8 protein-coding genes and 4 pseudogenes are annotated in these 17,062 nt (G+C 32.3%); 7 read left to right on the top strand and 5 right to left on the bottom strand.

From position 1 onward, the window contains the following. Positions 1–169 precede the first annotated feature (169 nt). Positions 170–862: a hypothetical protein gene (locus tag TERY_RS15365; protein WP_011612672.1), complete on the bottom strand. Its 693-nt coding sequence runs from the start codon at positions 860–862 to the stop codon at positions 170–172. Between the two features lie 489 nt (positions 863–1,351). On the opposite strand from TERY_RS15365, the pseudogene TERY_RS37080 reads away from it, so the two are divergent. Beyond that, a pseudogene (locus TERY_RS37080) lies at positions 1,352–1,693 on the top strand (DUF4277 domain-containing protein). A gap of 1,143 nt (positions 1,694–2,836) precedes the next feature. Here the strand turns inward: TERY_RS37080 and TERY_RS15355 are convergent. Both TERY_RS15355 and TERY_RS15350 read right to left on the bottom strand, forming a co-directional pair. Further along, a complete protein-coding gene (locus tag TERY_RS15355) occupies positions 2,837–5,023 on the bottom strand; it encodes a hypothetical protein (protein ID WP_011612671.1) in 2,187 nt (728 codons plus the stop codon). 261 nt (positions 5,024–5,284) lie between these two features. Continuing rightward, positions 5,285–7,105 (bottom strand): ATP-binding protein, encoded by a 1,821-nt coding sequence (locus TERY_RS15350; protein ID WP_011612670.1) that lies wholly within the window; start codon positions 7,103–7,105, stop codon positions 5,285–5,287. A gap of 2,038 nt (positions 7,106–9,143) precedes the next feature. Here TERY_RS15350 and TERY_RS15340 point away from each other — a divergent pair. The 5 genes and pseudogenes from TERY_RS15340 to TERY_RS28255 form a co-directional block, all read left to right on the top strand. Beyond that, complete coding sequence (locus TERY_RS15340) at positions 9,144–9,377, top strand: transposase (RefSeq protein ID WP_370497231.1); 234 nt, start codon at positions 9,144–9,146, stop codon at positions 9,375–9,377. Positions 9,378–10,350: 973 nt separating this feature from the next. Further along, positions 10,351–10,524: pseudogene (locus TERY_RS37075) on the top strand (IS630 transposase-related protein); the annotation flags it as partial. 349 nt (positions 10,525–10,873) lie between these two features. Continuing rightward, a complete protein-coding gene (locus tag TERY_RS25490) occupies positions 10,874–11,296 on the top strand; it encodes a hypothetical protein (protein ID WP_052845813.1) in 423 nt (140 codons plus the stop codon). 267 nt (positions 11,297–11,563) lie between these two features. After that, positions 11,564–12,255, top strand: a pseudogene (locus TERY_RS15330) (IS1 family transposase). An 845-nt stretch (positions 12,256–13,100) separates the two neighbouring features. Then, positions 13,101–13,229, top strand: a pseudogene (locus TERY_RS28255) (transposase family protein); the annotation flags it as partial. A gap of 961 nt (positions 13,230–14,190) precedes the next feature. Here the strand turns inward: TERY_RS28255 and TERY_RS28250 are convergent. Both TERY_RS28250 and TERY_RS15325 read right to left on the bottom strand, forming a co-directional pair. Then, the gene (locus TERY_RS28250) at positions 14,191–14,325 is read right to left on the bottom strand and encodes a transposase family protein (RefSeq protein WP_011612667.1); all 135 of its coding nucleotides are present in this window, start codon (positions 14,323–14,325) and stop codon (positions 14,191–14,193) included. Positions 14,326–15,179: 854 nt separating this feature from the next. Beyond that, positions 15,180–15,704 carry a phycobiliprotein lyase gene (locus TERY_RS15325; protein WP_011612666.1) on the bottom strand — a complete coding sequence of 175 codons (525 nt, stop codon included), beginning with the start codon at positions 15,702–15,704 and terminating at the stop codon, positions 15,180–15,182. A gap of 675 nt (positions 15,705–16,379) precedes the next feature. Here TERY_RS15325 and TERY_RS28245 point away from each other — a divergent pair. Continuing rightward, positions 16,380–16,640: a transposase gene (locus TERY_RS28245; RefSeq protein ID WP_081432469.1), complete on the top strand. Its 261-nt coding sequence runs from the start codon at positions 16,380–16,382 to the stop codon at positions 16,638–16,640. The last annotated feature ends 422 nt before the right edge of the window (positions 16,641–17,062 follow it).

Below are 17,062 nucleotides of genomic sequence, written 5' to 3'. Positions count from 1 at the left end.
GTACCAAGAGCTGAAGCCTCCTGCTTTCAATAATGAATTGGATTTTTTTTCTGAACCTTAAAAGGAGAAGCTATTAACTTCATTTTTTTGTCAGCACTCACCAGTACAGTGGCAGCGCAACTCTTAAGTTCAGTTATGAAGTTTGCAACCTTAGAATCTAAACTATATCTTAATTTTCTGGTTGTTTTGGAACCTTAAAAAACTGATTTATACCTATACTAACTTGCTCAATATCATCATTGAAATAGATAGTTTTAATATCTTCTGGTAAATTAGAATCTAGATCATGATACCCCTGTTCTAGTAAAGATTTTACTTCTTCAGGTGAAATGGTTTCTCCCTCAGCTTGGAGATAGGCTGCTATTCTTGTTTCACTCCAGTGGAAAGTTTGAAACATCAATGTAATCAAGCGTAGTAGTGGCTTTAACTGGGCTAATACAAGTCTTACATAACACCATAAAGGGGGTGGGGCCATTTCTAAAGAATAACGTATTGACTCCACAGGAGGCACTTCTACTTGGTTAATAGTAGTACCTGTAACATTAATTAACCAATTCTGAAGAGTGGTATTTCCGGTCTCTGGATCTACTCCCTCTCGTAAGTCTAAGCCACGCAATTCGTAAAATATATGTTCCCAGGTTTGGGCAAATAGATAGTCTGCTTGGACGGGCGATCGCATAGAATGTTGAATTAAAGTTTGAACTATCATTCCGTAGCGACAGAAAATAGTGACGAAGTATTTGCCCTCGTCTGGATAGTTTTGAAATAAGGTTAATAGTTCTTGGTCACTGTGATGAAATAGTGACTTAACTATAGGATGGTTAGATTCGGGAAATTTGTAGCTAAACTCTGTTTTTAGCATAAAGTTTGAAAAATTGGATTAATGAATCATGAATTAAAAAACACTATTAATTCTAAAATATAAATTCCTTTAGCCAAATCAGTACATTTGATTCTACTATTTAGGGACAATATTCATCCCATATCTTATAATTCAATTCGTATTACAAAAATTTACAGAAAATCTATCTATTTAATTTTATTAAGTAGAATCATTCATGGTGTTTAGTAGCTTTAAGTGAGATTATCAAGCTAATAATCACGTTATTCTTTAGTCAAAAAATATCTTTAATAAAAAAAACATACCAATTTCTATGTATTAATACTATACTGAGGTAACACTGTAGAAGTTAAAGTAATTAACACACTCTTGTATAAATTATTTCCTTGCTTTTACTATAGGCAAATTATATGAATTTTTCTTATCCTGCACGGATGCCTTTATGCAACCTCTTGAACCCAACTCCCTATTTTCCATCCACTGTTTTGCTTAGGAGTTAGTCTCCTGCTATTGGCAAATTCAGAAAACTTTTTGAGAAATGGTATAACAGTTGAAAATATTGACCACTTAGAAATAGTCGCAGGACTAATTGATGAGATAGGAATTGTGGAAATAATGAACCGGAAATTAGGAGTAGATAATTCAGAAAAAATTACATCAGGATAAGTAATTAAAGCTTTAATTCTTAACTTGTTAAAAATCGGACCACGTCCTTTATGCTTTTTGAGTTAGTTTTTTGAAGACAAAACTCTAGAAAAATTCTTAGGAACAAACATAAAAAGTGAATATTTAAATAATAATAAAATTAGTAGATCAATGGATAATATCTATCAACTAGGGTTGAAAACTTAATTTGTAAAAATTTGAGAATTAGTTACTAAAACGTTTAAAAACGATAAAAAACATACTCACTTAGATTCAAAATTATTATCATTTAATTTTCAGCTCTAATATCATACTATTGAAACTACTAAAAATCATCAAAAATATTCAAAATACAGTCAGGAAAAACTGATATTAATTACAAAGGGATAACTAAGAACAACTATCGGCCAAACTTAAATATGTTTAACAGTAAGTAGGAATAGTGGGGTACCATTTTTTTATGATGGCTGCTGACACAAAGAGAGCGATATATCAATAAATAAGCCTTGCCATAGTTGAGTTTTATGAGGTAAAGTGCTTAGTCGTAAAAACAACAGTGTTCATTATGTCACTACTCAAAATTACCATTGATTATATCTTTGTTAAGATGATAAATAAATCAAATTTTTGGGAAAAAAACAATTATTTATTCACAAAAATTCCCGCCAATAAAATAATCAAATCTGCTATAATTTAGTCATAAAAAGTATTGAAAATCCCTAATTATATTAAAATATATGAATTCAATTTCTATCTCAAAATTCCTATAAAAATTTAGTCTTGGTCGAGGAGAAATGTTTTTAGAGGGTTGCTCACTCATCCCCATAACAAAAACAACTTCTGACTTTTGACTTAGACAACACCGACTTCTGACTTTGTTAAAGGTATTATAGTTATGAGTGAAATATTAACACCTAATTTAGTAGCCCAAATTCTTACTGCATTAGGTTTTGTAGGTTTTATCTTACTGGCAATCCAAGCATTAAGAATATTAAAGCAATAGCAAAAATTACACATATTATGTATGGATATATGGCGTTGGTTATTTGGGCTATGATTTTGCTTGAATAGCGATTGCCTAACTATTAACTAAAAATAATTTTATGTTTGGCCAAATTTAGATTTTTTATGTTAATTGACCAACGCCGATATATTCAGGATGGATGTTATGGGACTACTATAATTTTTTCCTGATTCCTTATTCCTTATTTCATACTAAATTGTCAAGTACCGAATGTAAGTTATATTTATATGAATTGCCTGGGCAGCTAGAACCTTCTCACTCCTCTCAAATTTAGTCGTAGCAAAAATAGGCGAATAGCTATTCCCCCTTACTTTTTACTTAAGCTATCATACCTGATTTTTGTAATTCTCTAATTTTAAAAAGTGTACTCGTCCGGAAGCCTCACCCACAATAAATTGTACTCCATCTGCCGCCACAGCACAACATTCCAAAGAACTCTCCCCAGTAAAATTGGCAATTACCTGTCGCGTTTCTAAGTCCCAAACCTTTAGAGTATTATCATCAGAAGCAGAAATCACCAAACTACCATCTGGTGTAACTGCAATGGAATTTACCCAGTCAGTATGACCACTTAAACTAAATAGTTCTTGTCCTGTTTCCAAACACCATACTTTAATAGTTTTATCAAAAGAACCTGAAATCACTCGCTTACCATCTGGTGTTACTGCTAACGCCTTTACCCATCCAGTATGACCAACTAATGTAGCAATTTCCTTTCTAGTTGCCAAAGACCAAACCTTAATAGTTTTGTCAAAAGAACCTGAAATTACTTGCTTACCATCTGGTGTTACTGTAACTGCACTTACCCAGTCAGTATGACCTCTAAGGAGAAAAATTTCCTCCAATGTTTCTAAATTCCAGACTTTAAGAGTTTGGTCAGATAAGCAAGCGATCGCTTGTTTCCCATCTGGTGTTACTGCCACAGCAAAAATACATCTATTGTCACTAACAATAGTCAATAATTCCTCTGCTGTTTTTAGGCTCCATATTTTGAGAGTATTATCATCTGAAGCTGAAATAATCCGTTGATTTGGTAATGCGGCGACAGAATTTACCCGATCAGTATGACCTTTAAGAGTATAAATTGATTTTGTTGTGTTCAAGTTCCAAACTTTGATTGTATGATCCCAAGCAGCAGAGATTACTTGTTGCTCTGGCAAAACTATTGCTGCATTCACTCTATTAGTATGTCCAACCATAGGACAAAATTCTTCAGAGGTATCAAGGCTCCAAATTTTGAGGGTAAAATCATCGGAACCAGAAATTAACCGTCCGTCTGGCAAAACTGCAACTGCATACACTGATTCAGTATGACCTTTGAGAGGAAATAATTCTTCTCCTGTTTCAAGATTCCATACTTTGAGAGTATTATCGGAAGCTGCCGAAATCATTCGTTTATTATCTGGAGTTACTGCTACTGCATTTATTTCTTTGCTATGACCTTTGAATGTAAAAACTGCTTTTTTACTATCAAGATTCCAGACTTTAACTGTGTTATCAGCAGCGCCAGAAATTATTTGTCTTTCTAGAAGTGTAGTTATAGTTCTCACACCATCTGTATGACCTTTGAGTGTAAATAGCTCCTCTCCTGTTTCCAGACTCCAAATTTTGATAGTGTTATCAGATGAACCTGAAATAATTTCTTTATCAGACAATACTGAAACTGCATTTACCCAACCTTGATGACCTCTAAGAGTCATTTCCACCTTTTGTGTTTCAAGGTTCCAGACTTTAATAGTGTTGTCTGAAGAACCTGAAATCACTCTACCATCAGAAAGCGCTGCCACTGCTCTAACTGCTCGAGTATGACCTGTCAAGGTGACTAATTCTTCTGTTGTTTCTAAGTCCCAAACTTTGATAGTGAAGTCATCAGACCCAGAAATTACCCACTTATCATCTAGTAAAGCGATCGCTCTAATTCGCGCTGCATGACCAGTAATGGTACTAATTTCCTTGCCTGTTTCAGGATTCCATACTTTGAGAGTATTGTCTGAAGAACCCGAAATTACCATTCCTCCACTAGTAACAACTATTGCATTTACCCAACCACTATGACCAGTAAAAGTTCGTAACAGTCTTCCTCCGGGTGGTGTCAGACTAGGTGCAATTGGTCTTAACCAGGAAGTTACTTTCCAGGATTTTGCCTGTTGTAGCATTTGCTGAATTTCTGGTATTTCAAAGGATAGCAGTCTTCCCCACAGTTGTTCTGCTAGTTGGGTTTTATCTTCAACTAGGATATGAGATGATAGTTCAATTGCTCCTTGAATGAATTTTAGGGTTTTTAGTTTTTCACCTGATATCCACGCATCGGAGTGCATCGCTTCCTCATAATCATTTAGTAGATATTCTACTCCAAATAAATATAGTCTTGATTCAAGAAAATCAAAATCTGTTAGCAAGCGATGCAGTTGTTCTGTATCACATTCACTCACTAGAAAACCAGGTAAAGTTTCTAAAAGATAGCGTTGATCTTCTAGAGGTAGTTGAACTAAATTTTCTCTAAATTCACCCATTTAAATTTCCTCTAAATTTTCGGTAGTAGATACTGTAACGTTTCGTCGAAGTTAAAACTTAAAAGTCAAAGCTTAGACAAGATCTGATCAAAACTTTGACGTGATTAGTAATTTCCAGAAATTCTTTTACATCTAAAGTTTGAAACTACTGGCCGCATTTTTTTGACACTTAGTATTAGTTTATAGTGGTTTTTTAACACTTTTCCTAATCCATAAAATCTGGATTATGACTTATTGATTCTAACTTTTTATTTTTCAATACTAACCATTTTTATAAACCATTCCTAACAAATTATTTTTGATTTGTTTTTCCATACTTTCAATTTCAACTAACGATTCTACTTCCTGAACAATATCTTTACGGTAGAGAAAATCTTGAAAAGCAGCATGATATATGCTATACACCGGCTTGCCTTCTGTTTGATGAATCCGCAGAAATTGCGCCCATTCATCCAATATTTCTTGAACTGTCAAAGATATTTCTCCACTAAATTTAGCTAACATTCCACAGGATACAGGCTTACGAGTTTTTGTTAAGAAATATATAATTTTTAGTTTAGTAATTGGCAATGGTTTAACATTCATTTTCATTCTATGCCAATGTTGATCATAATATTTCTCTAAGCCTTGGGGTAAACTTTCTAAGCTGATATCTCTATAGCTGCCTTGCTCAATATCATCCAGTACATATTTTAAATACATGAAATTATTTTCGCTTTTGCTAGCTATAGATTCGACAAATTTTTCTAATGTTAATCCTCTAGTTTTAATCCATGCTTGAACTGTAGTTCGCTTTGTTCTTAGGTAAATAAATAGTTTAACATCTTTCAAACTTTCATTAGGATAGATCATTAAATCAAAAATTTTCTGTGGCGCCGACACTACTAATGGTAGTGGATCCGATCTCTTAGTAAGCAGAAAATATACTCTATTAGGTAAGTTTGCTGGTAAATATAGGACATTAGCTGCTCCACTCTGACTACTTAAATCTACTTCATCCAAAGCATCCACTGCTATTATAAGTTTTTCTTTAGGGAGTAATTGGATACTAATTTCATTCAGTAGTTTTGACAGAAAGTTCCCATTGCTGGTATTATCTGGATGTAATGGTAATTCATAAGGAAGATTATAACGTTCAATTAATTGGGTACACACACTCTTAAGAAAATCTTCAGCCCTAGTTCTGCCTTCTGATAATAAATTAAAATAGACAATACAACCTGTGCGACGTACATATTCGGCTATAATTGTACTTTTACCTACTCCTGGATCTGCTTCAATGATCAAATATCCTTTGGATTGATTTTGGATAAAATTCTCTATCGTGTCAAAGACAAAACCTCGTCCGAGAAATCCTTCTGTTTTATCCGCTATCAGAGCAGCAAAGTCAGCAGGTATAGCTTGAGATTGCTTCATCTGTCTGCTTAACAGTGATATTAACTGTTCTAGGTGGGAGTTAGCTCCTCCAATACCTACAATAATTCTGTCAATATCTTGACGGTAGTCTCCCACAAATTGATCTACTCTTTTCTCTATTCTATTAGTGACATCAAGCAAACGACTAACATCTTCTCCTGCTGTAGCTAACATATCGTGGACTAAGGCTTGAAATACCCGGCTTTCTGTTCTCAGTTCGTGGCGAAACTGATGCACTGTAATTGATACTAATCTAGTTTCAACTAAATAAGATAATTCTTTTGGAGCATGTTTGAGCCATTTATCTTTACTTTGCAGTCTAGACATTACTGTTTTTGTGATCGCTTGTTCTTCTCCACCTTGAGGGATACTAGTCATTCTATGCTTCTGTGTCTGTGCTAAATCTAATATCATGAGTGCATCTTTCTCCATTTCTGTTAATCTAGCTTGAATTTCAGCTTTCTCTTGTTTCCATTGAGGTAGTTGTTGAGACTCTTTACGAATTACTTGCAAAGCTTTACAATATGAAGTTAGTAATGCTGTCTGTATTACCTGACTCTTTTCATCAGCCTTCTTTGCTGCCCATTTACTTGCCCAATGCCATGTGACACTGGTTGCTTGTTCTAGTCCTGCACCCGCAAACAGGGTTAATATCTCTATGAGCATAGTTTAGTACCTTTAAATTATACCAGAGTTAGTGTATATCCTAATAAGTTTAGTATCATAACTTAATCTTATTATTTACCACAATTTAATGTCTTTGGAAAGATCGATGGTTACAATTGTGGCTTTTTAGTCCAATTTATAGCACTCTACAGTTTAATTCTCTGTTAGTGTATATCCTAATAAGTTTATTATTACAACTTAACTTTATTATTTACCACAATTTAATGTCTTTGGAAAGAACGATGGTTACAATTCTGATTTTTTAGTCCAATTTATATTACTCTGCAGTTTAGTTTCCTATACAATTATTGTATTGGTTATTTGGATATGATGCTTAAAATTAGGTCAACATACTACATTAATTAATGGGACTTACACAACCTAACTCACAAAACTAGACTATAATGCTTTCTTGACAAGGATTTTATGTCAAGGACGTTTGAGATAAGACTAACAACTCCTACTCCTATGCCCCCTTCAGTTGAAAGATAGTATAAAAAGTTTGATGATTGAAGTTGAATCTACCTCAAAAAAAAGGTTTTAAAGATTATTTAGCAGGCTTATTAGGGGAAAGGAAGAGAAAACACCTATCTCAAATGGCCAATGACTTAATTAGTTTAGTCTACAATAGATTACATCACTTTATACCTAATTTTTCAAGGAAAGCTAGTCAAATTAATAAACGGTATAGAAATTATCAATAAACGCTATAAAAGCAAATTTAGAAGTGGATTTTGTTTGATTTTAGATGATTCCGGTGCTTTGAAAAGTGGTAAGTTGACTGGTGGTCTTGGACTACTATATATAGGATAAATTGGAAAAAAAACAGATGGAATACTTACAGTAACAACATATTATTATGATGGAAAAAAGTCTATCTTTAGACATTGAATTATATCAACATTCTAGTTGTTTACTAAGAGGAAAAGAGAATAAATTATTTGAGAAAAAATCAGACATAGGAATAAAGTTAATCGACCGTAGCCTAAACAGATGTAATTGTTAGGGAATAGTTTTAATAGTTCTAGATTATGGTAACAACATAACATTTATCAAAAAACTCGAATACAGAGTACTAAGTTATAATGGAATAGTAGCAAAAAAATCAAAAGATAATTATTAATTAATCACAATAAATATAGCCTTTTCCATCGTCATAAGGTAAACTAGGGTGAATAATTTTTATAGCGATCGCGAAACTGATGAAATCTTATTCTATAGACTTTATAAAAAAAATTGTATAAATTTGTGGCTGCGGAAAAAATGTCTATAAACAATCTGGATCATAGGTTTTGAGTCAGACAAAGTTTTATTCAAACCTTAACCAAAAAATATCAATAAACTGAAGATATTAAACCTTTAGCTCAAGGAGGAAGTCCTCCTTTTAAGCTTAATAGTGAATAATTAGTAATCTTAGTAGAAATAATGGAGAAAAATAATGATACAACTAATGAGAATTTATGGGAATTACTGGAAGTAGCCACAGGAGTAAAAGTAGGAAAAAGTACAATTATTGGATAACTGAAAAGTGAAACTACTTGAGAGTACAAAGTTGTCCTAAAAAAATATTTGCTTTAACAGCTGAAAGTATTATAAGAATTTGCTTACAGTATTTATAATTACTTTGAATAATTTTCTAACCTTGAGATAGCTGTAAGCAAAAGCTAGCAATAGTTATTCCCGGAAACTCTCACTGTCTAGTTAAACTACAATCTCAAAAAAAACATTGTATGCACCTGAAAAAGAAAATGCTCAACTCGAATATAAGAGATTAGAGTATTGGGAAATAATCAGAAGAATAAAGACCAATAATTTAGTCTTTATAGATAAATCAGGAGTAAATTTGGGAATGCTTCGATTATATGCTAGAGCCTTAAAAGGGAAAAGATCCAGAGGATAAAATATCTCAATTATAGGAGCTATATCCTAAGAAAAAGTTTTGGCAAAAACAAATATTTATAGAGCAGCAGCTGGAGTAAATTTTGAGACTTTTATAGTTAAATAAGTAATCCTATGACTGTGAAATAAAGCTTGTTTTATAATGAACAATGGGAAAATCAATTTAGGAAAAATAGTGATAGAAATTATTGAAGAAGTTGGGGCTAGTTTGTTATTTTTATCTCCTTATTCACCTGAATTTTCTCCAATTGAAAACTTTTTTTCAAAAGCAAAAGCTATTCTAAGAAGAGTTAAAGTAAGAAATTATCAAGGTTTAATTGATGCCATGACCTCAGCTATATTCAAAGTTAGTCAAAAAGATATTCGCAATTAGTTTAACCATTGTTGTTACTTTACCTCATAGCTATGAGAATTGTTACATAAATAGAAAACTTCCTAAAATAGTTAGCAAAAACCTTTAATGATAAGGATTTTTACCAGTTGTTTCCAGCCAATGGAAAACCCAAAATTATTTTTTTCAAAATATTCACGCGGATCAGTATTACTACTAGAAGGATAAAAAACTTTCCCCATCGGATAAAAATACTAGTTCATGGAATAAGCAACAGACATTGATTATTTTATTATCAATTTTAAGTCGTTAAAAGTAACATTGTATAGCGATATAAAACAGGGTCAGCTCATATTAAAAATCATTGACAAATAGTATCTTTTATAATCATATTACCCTGACTGTTTTTGAGATGAATTTAGTGACGAAAATATATTCAAATTGTGAAGCAGCAAAAATCGATAATATGAAAATTATGTGATATTTATAATTCCTTGAAAAGCTTGTATTGAAAGCAGGTCATAAAAATATTGATTTGTAAATAAAATTTTAGATGAGCTTACCCTGGGATAGTAAAGACCACCTATTCTCAGAGAATTGGGTAGAGGTTTTTTAAACACACAGAGAGATAGGCTAAGTATGGTTAGGAATAACAGAATATCATCTCAGAGATAAATGGAGACAAGATAGTCATTATATATTGGTGTTTTGTGCTTATACTTTTATCCAGTGGGAGAGGTTGAAAGGGGTATGATAAAAGCAATAAACAAAAAAAACTTTAAAGACTTTTACTAAAAAAATAGATACTTTTCGTGCAGCGATGTATTGCATTTTATAGACTAAAATATAAAAGTATTTGCCTCTTATTAAGCTGGTAATGGTTATATTTGTGCTTAAAAATTGTCTAAGTCTAATTAACAATATATTGTAGTAAAATAAACTTGATATTAATTAAGTATAGCAATCGAAGTAAAGATTAATACATAATGCTCAAAAAATCAAAATCGAAAAGATTATGCATGCTTTTTATAGTTACGATTTAAGACAAAAAGTTATTAATGCTATTGATAATGGGATGAGTAACACTTAAGCAAGTGCTATCTTTAAGATGGCTTGTAATATTATCAATATTTGCTTACACAGAAGAAGAGAAACTGAGGATATAAGACCAAAAACAGGTGATAAAAAAAGTAGGTAAAACAGACAATGGATTAGTGATAGTCAGAAGCTATTTATATGATGGAGTAATAAGTATACTTTTGGATGTATAATTTATCAAAAATTATCATCTTTTACCTCTGGTCAAGATGATAAATAATTTATTAAAAAATCTGATTTAGTAGTCAAGTTAGTAAAAAAAACTTTGTCGATTAAATATAGAGTAGACATAGTTTTATTAGATAGATTTTATGGAAATAATTACTCATTTTTACAATAATTATAACGATTATAACTTAAGTATATATATGGAGTTTAGCTAAAAATATTTGAGTCAATGTTATCAATCAAAAAACTAGAAAAAACAATCACAAAAAAGGTTGGATAAAATAGCCTTATCTTTATCTAAAAATGCTTTTCAAGCAGTAACATTAGAACAAGATATACCTAAAAAAGTTTGGGTAGCTACCATAAAATTAGAAACTAAAGGTTTAACTGGTTATAGAACTATAGCAGTCATCATTAATAGTATTTATATAAAAGAGACCAGCAAAATTGATTATTTAATTACAAATAAACAGTATAAAAGTGTATCTAGAGCATTGATCCTTACAAAGTATCTTAATAGAAACTATATTGAAAAAAATTACATAAAAGCTAAGATAAAGTTGGGTTTAAAAGAACATCAAATTAGAGATAAAACGAGTTTCATGCGCCATTGTATTCTAGTTTTTTTTTCATATCCTTTCATCTCATATCAACAATTAATGGTAGGTGTAATAAAGCGTTATTCCTGCAAATAATTGACAAATTTTATAGAGATATTAGAAGCATTTCATTCCTGGTATTTCCTACAAATTTTTTTTGCTGGCTAGACGAAAATCAAGAAATTTTTATTCAAGATAAAGCTACTTTAAGAGTGAACTGGGGGTAGACTCAGGTATAACTACTTCTAATTATAAAATAAAGCTAAAAATGTTTTACTTTTTGTAAAAAGTCTAGCTATTTTTTTGAAATAGCTTGTTGGTTTATAATGGTTAATGTCATTAACAACTGTGAGAGATCAACCGATACAATGTCCTGACTGTAGCTGTCAGCATATCCCCAAAAATGGCCATCAACCAGGCAAGCAGAACTATATTTGCGTCGCTTGTAGCCATCAGTTCATTAAACCTTATCACCCACAAGAATACAGCGATAATGTCAAGCGGCTGTTTTTGAGAATATACGTTAACGGTATGGGTATTAGAAGAATTGCCTGGGTGAAAGGGGTTACATATCCAACTATTATCAATTTGATCAAACACACCAGGGAATGCTCACCTAATGCCTATGACCTAGACCAACTGTCTCAAGTAGGAGAACTTCATGAACTCGAAACTTTTGTTAGTGATAAGAAAAACAAGGTGTTGTTGTGGACTCTGGTATACCATTTCCGTCAGGGCATCCTGGGTTGGGTAGTCGGAAACCACAGCGGTGATACTTTTCAACCGCTATGGCAGGCGATAGGCTTTTGGAAGTGTTACTTTCAGGTTACTGATGGCAATCCGGTCGCTTCCAGGCTTTATCCGTGACGGAGATAAAATCGGAAGTAAGACCTATATGAATCGCGTAGAAAGGGAAAACACTCGCTTACGTCATCCCAAAACTCGCTTATGCCGCAAAACCTTATGTTACTCAAAATGTATTGAGATGTTCAAAGATTCTATCCGTTTGTTGATTCACGCTTCTCAAATTTGGAGAGGTGCCCATTCCGGCTTAATTCATTGCTTAATTTACCAATGCCAAATTTTCTGTAGATATTTACCCTTGGGTTTACACAAACGATAGCACTGGATGTGATATAATTTGGTATCAAAAAATATTCCATTGTTCTATCCTCAGTAATTGTTAAATATTTCTAAATTATCTTCCTTCCACGTCTTCTGTACGGGCATTCCCTAGTACTCCTGACTCCTTATAATTAGATCAATGCTACCAGATTTAATATCATATCATCTCAGGACTAAAAGGACTTACGCAAAGACACTATATAGGCTATGACAAATGAGACGATCTTTACGCTCTTCTTTATAGGATAAGGTTAACGCTACGCTCCACTTTTTTTGTCAGTATCTGGGTCATAAATCTTATAATCTTAAGTGAAAACTGTTAAGTACAGAACAACTTTCTATTCATCTAAATGAAGCGTCTTGACCTGCCAGAGGAATCAAGGAATGGCTGTGGGTATTTACAAATAAAAATTTCTGCCTGTTTCGTGCCGTGGATACCAGAGGAGATGCTGAACTGAAATCTCAATTGGGGATTAAATACCAGGGAAAACGCATCTAATTTTTTTGACAAATGACCAAGCCAGAATATAATTTAAGAATAGGCTCTAAAATCAGATGGAATAGTCCTTGCAATAAATACGAACCCTATTAACAGTTATAACCATCAAAAAAAGCTAAACAATAATTAATATTATTATATACAAATAAGCGTTAAAATTAGACATTTATGAATGATAGTTATTATCTAAATAATCTCAATATTTAACAATAAAAATTATGAAAAAAAAAGAGTATTTATGAGTATTTTAGTGAATTATAATATCCCAGATTTAAGAGAACAAAACGCCAAAAATTAATTGATATTATTACAATTACTATTTGTGATGTAATTTGTGGTGCGGATATCTGGATAGATATAGAATCTTATGGTAAATCTCAAAGTGAATGGCTAAAAAGTTTTTGAGAACTGCCCAATGGAATTCTATGTCAGCATAAAGCGATCGCGAGTTTTTGTAGGTCTTCAGCTTATTAATTCAAGCAATGTTTTTTGTCATAAATTAAGTCAGTAAGTCAAATAACTGAAGGAGAAATAATAACAATTGAGAGTAAAACTATCAGAGGTTTTTATGACTAAAAAAAATCTCAAAAACCTATTCATATCGTCAGTGCCTTGGTTAGAGGCAATTTCCTAGTTTTAGCTCCTGCTATTGTCAATAATAAATCGAAATAAATTATTAGTAATTTATCGTCATCATATAAAATCAATAAAGTATATAGTCAAAGAATAGGAATTGATGCCATGTTCAAAGATTGTAAGAGTGGAGATTACAATATTGAAGGAGCAAAAGCAAATTAAACCAGATTAAATAATTGAATTTTACTGATAGCTATTTCTTAGAAAATTAGTTAATTTAAAGAATAAAAAATTAAAAATAAAGGTATACAAAAATATATGTTAATAAGGAATAAAAGAGGCAGGATAGAGAGAAGGTATAGTAACTTTTTGATAAAAATCACCTTGATTTTTTTTTCAAAGTAATTACATAATCACCCTGTTGTTGTGTAATTTGTTTAACAATTTCTTTCTGGTTTCCCTAAGTATCAATTGTAACTACTATAAAGGGATAAAACTTTAATAATTTGGGGAATTCCAATGATTTCATTCGATTTATTATCTACAATGGCAACCTAAAACTAGGGAATTGGCTCTGACCGAGGTACTGACGATATGAATAGGTTTTTGAGATTTTTTTTAGTCATAAGAACCTCTGAGAGTTTTACCATCAATTGCTATTATTTCTCCTTTAGTTATTTGACTTACTGACTTAATTTATGACAAAAAAAAATTGCTTGAATTAATAGGCTTAAGACGTGCAAAAATTCGTGCACGCTGTATGGTGAGATGTAATTCTATTAGGCAGTTCTCAAAAACTTTTTAGCCATTCACTTTTAGATTTACCATAAGATTTTATATCTATCCAGGTATCCACACCACAAATTACATCAGAAATAATAATTGTAATAATATCAATTAATTTCTGGCTTTTTGTTCTCTCCAATCAGGGGTTTTATAATTCACTAAAATACTCATAAATACTATTTTTTTCATAATTTTTATTGTTAAAGATTGAGATTATTTAGATAATAACTATCATTCATAACTGTCTATTTTAAAAGCTGATTTGTATATAATAATATTAATTATTGTTGAGATTTTTTTGATGGTTATAACTGTTTATAGAGTTCGTAATTATTGTAGGCAGTATCCCATATGATTCCAGAGCCTATTCTTAAATTATATTCTGGCTTGGTCATTTGTAAAAAAAAATTAGATACGTTTTCCCTGGGGGAAAGTATTTGAGAGAAGCTCAAACTACACAAAAAAAATAATAATTATTATTATCAAAAAGTTTTCCAATTTTCCATCTTCATGAACAATATTTCAACCTTTTCCCAGAATAGTTTTGAGGCGCTTGTCATCCTGTGATTTGAAAATTTTGGTATTTTTTGAGAGTTATTTGTTGCGCGATCGCATAGTCTCTTCTGAAGTTATCTTCTTAGTCATTTGTAAAAAAAATTAGATGTGTTTTCCTTGAGGGTGTATTGTGAGGTCAGAGCCCTCACACTACACCCTATTTATATCAATAAGGGTTTTGTTTTAATTGAAGTATTATTGAGTTCCTAAACGCAAATCCCTATATATGGCTTTCAATTAGCTTGTTACCCAGTTAGAAGTGAGGCATACAAGTAGCGGGTAAGATACCCATACCACAAAAGTTTTATTTAAACCTCACTCTTTAATAGCAAGGTACTAAATATTTTTACCTCATTCTGATATAACTGGAATATTTTGTATATTCCAACTTCTGAAGCCTTTATATTTATAGGTATTCAAAAAAAAACATGCACTCATTTAACTTTTGACTCTGCGAATTTCCGAGCAAAAAGAAGCTAAACTAAAGCCCTGTGGCCTGTTGACCACACTGGTGCGTAACCGCAAATTAGGTATTAAATACCAGAAACGTTCCTCCACATACAAACCCTCTGACTCTGTAGTCAACATTAGAACATCATCACTCCCCATAATATAGCGACCACTGATTTTTGGGCTGTTACCATTTCCTCTATTTTGTAATAATTGACCTTGGTTAAGGTCGTCAAAATTAGGAATAATTATCAGCATTCTTGAACCTACATCTTTCACTTGTCCTTTATTATTTGTACCATTCCAGCTAATCTTGACTCCTATTAATTTAGTTACACTAGAGTCAACCTGATTTTGTTCGCACAAATTGATTAATGTCGGGTCAGTTTTTTCCAATATTTCAACATTGACTTCTGATTTACCTGCTTGTAATTCCCCAGAAACCAAATTGTGAATTGTGCGTTGGGAAAACCATTCACCAGCACTCAGTTCAAAAAAATCAATAATGTTCATTAACTTACTAATCTGATTAATTCTAAATCAACACTATATTTTGCACTGATTAGGATTTTGAGTCAAACTTTAATTAATTGTAGCATTTTTAAGATTCATCAATTGAAGGAAAAATGGGGTAATATAAATAGTCGTAATAGTTAACAAAGAAAACATCAAAACATGACCATATCCTCATAAATAATTCTCGAATGGTTTCCTTTATAGTTCTTAGTAGCTTTATTGCATGAAGGTTGCAATATAGCTGCTGAATTTGCTCCACACGCGCATATCGCCCTGGGAAACACTAAAAACCTGTTAGTTGGAGTTAACTTAGATTTCAACCCATGTAGATATTGAGCGATATTTTTTGAATCATACGGTTGAGTATGGCATATTATAGGAATAATTCCACTGCCTGATTATCCAATTTTCTTCGTCGCACTTACCCTAAAACATCACCTTGATTCTACACATTGTGGTTTTCCTAAGGCTTTTTTGCACTGCGGATGCCCATAGTGTAAAAATGATAATATGTGACATAAAAGTAAATATAAGTAAGCCCAAGTCCAAGTCCAAATTTAAATCAAAGTCTAAATACCCTCTTAACAACTGGTCAGAGTATAATAGTTCTTTAAAACAAAGAGATAGTTTGACATATGGGCTCACCTTATGAGGTAATAAACTAGTGGGTCAATCAACACAACAAAAAGTGGAATTAGAGGAGCATCTAATAATACAAATAATTTGATAATTGAATTAATAGTAACTTTGAGTTGTTTATTTAGACTTCCAGGGCGAAAAACACAAGGGTTTATAGAATCTATTTTTCACTTGATGGGATTAGATTTACCTGTGCCAGATCATAGCACTGTCTTCCGTAGAGTCCCCCAAATCAAATATCATGATACCAGTTATGCTAACCACAGAAGGGATTCATTTAGTAGTAGATCCTAAAGGAGTCAAAGTTTACACCTGAAGAAGAATGGAAAACTAGGATTCACGGATTTTGGTAAACATAGAATATGGGGTAAGTTATATCTAGGTGTAAATGTTGGCGCAGCATTCCGAAGGAAAGCTACAGGAAAGATTCTCACAGCAATAGCTACAACTAATAATGTTGCTAATGAGCAAGCATGAGGGTGATCTAGAGCGCAGCGAGGTTCATGAAGGTGATATTGTCCAAGTATGAGCCGATGGAGTAAAAGATCAACATAAGTGTTATGAAAAAGCAAGTCAGTTGGGAGTGAAAGCAACAATTATTCCACGAAAAGATGTGGTTATTTGGGAGCATAGCAATTTTCAAGAAACTCCTCATCCACGGGATGAAAACTTAAGACAGGATAAGGCAAGTGGGACGAGCATGGATGGAAACGTGA

This window comes from Trichodesmium erythraeum IMS101 (assembly GCF_000014265.1).
GTDB classification, from domain to species: domain Bacteria; phylum Cyanobacteriota; class Cyanobacteriia; order Cyanobacteriales; family Microcoleaceae; genus Trichodesmium; species Trichodesmium erythraeum.
Note: the sequence above shows the minus strand (reverse complement) of the source record. Positions and strands in the feature narration are given on the sequence as shown.

Excerpts from the sequence above, each read along its gene's own strand:
- TERY_RS15350 (WP_011612670.1), bottom strand. The coding sequence starts at position 7,105 with ATGCTCATAGAGATATTAACCCTGTTTGCGGGTGCAGGACTAGAACAA.
- TERY_RS15355 (WP_011612671.1), bottom strand. The coding sequence starts at position 5,023 with ATGGGTGAATTTAGAGAAAATTTAGTTCAACTACCTCTAGAAGATCAA.
- TERY_RS15325 (WP_011612666.1), bottom strand. The coding sequence starts at position 15,704 with ATGAACATTATTGATTTTTTTGAACTGAGTGCTGGTGAATGGTTTTCC.
- TERY_RS15365 (WP_011612672.1), bottom strand. The coding sequence starts at position 862 with ATGCTAAAAACAGAGTTTAGCTACAAATTTCCCGAATCTAACCATCCT.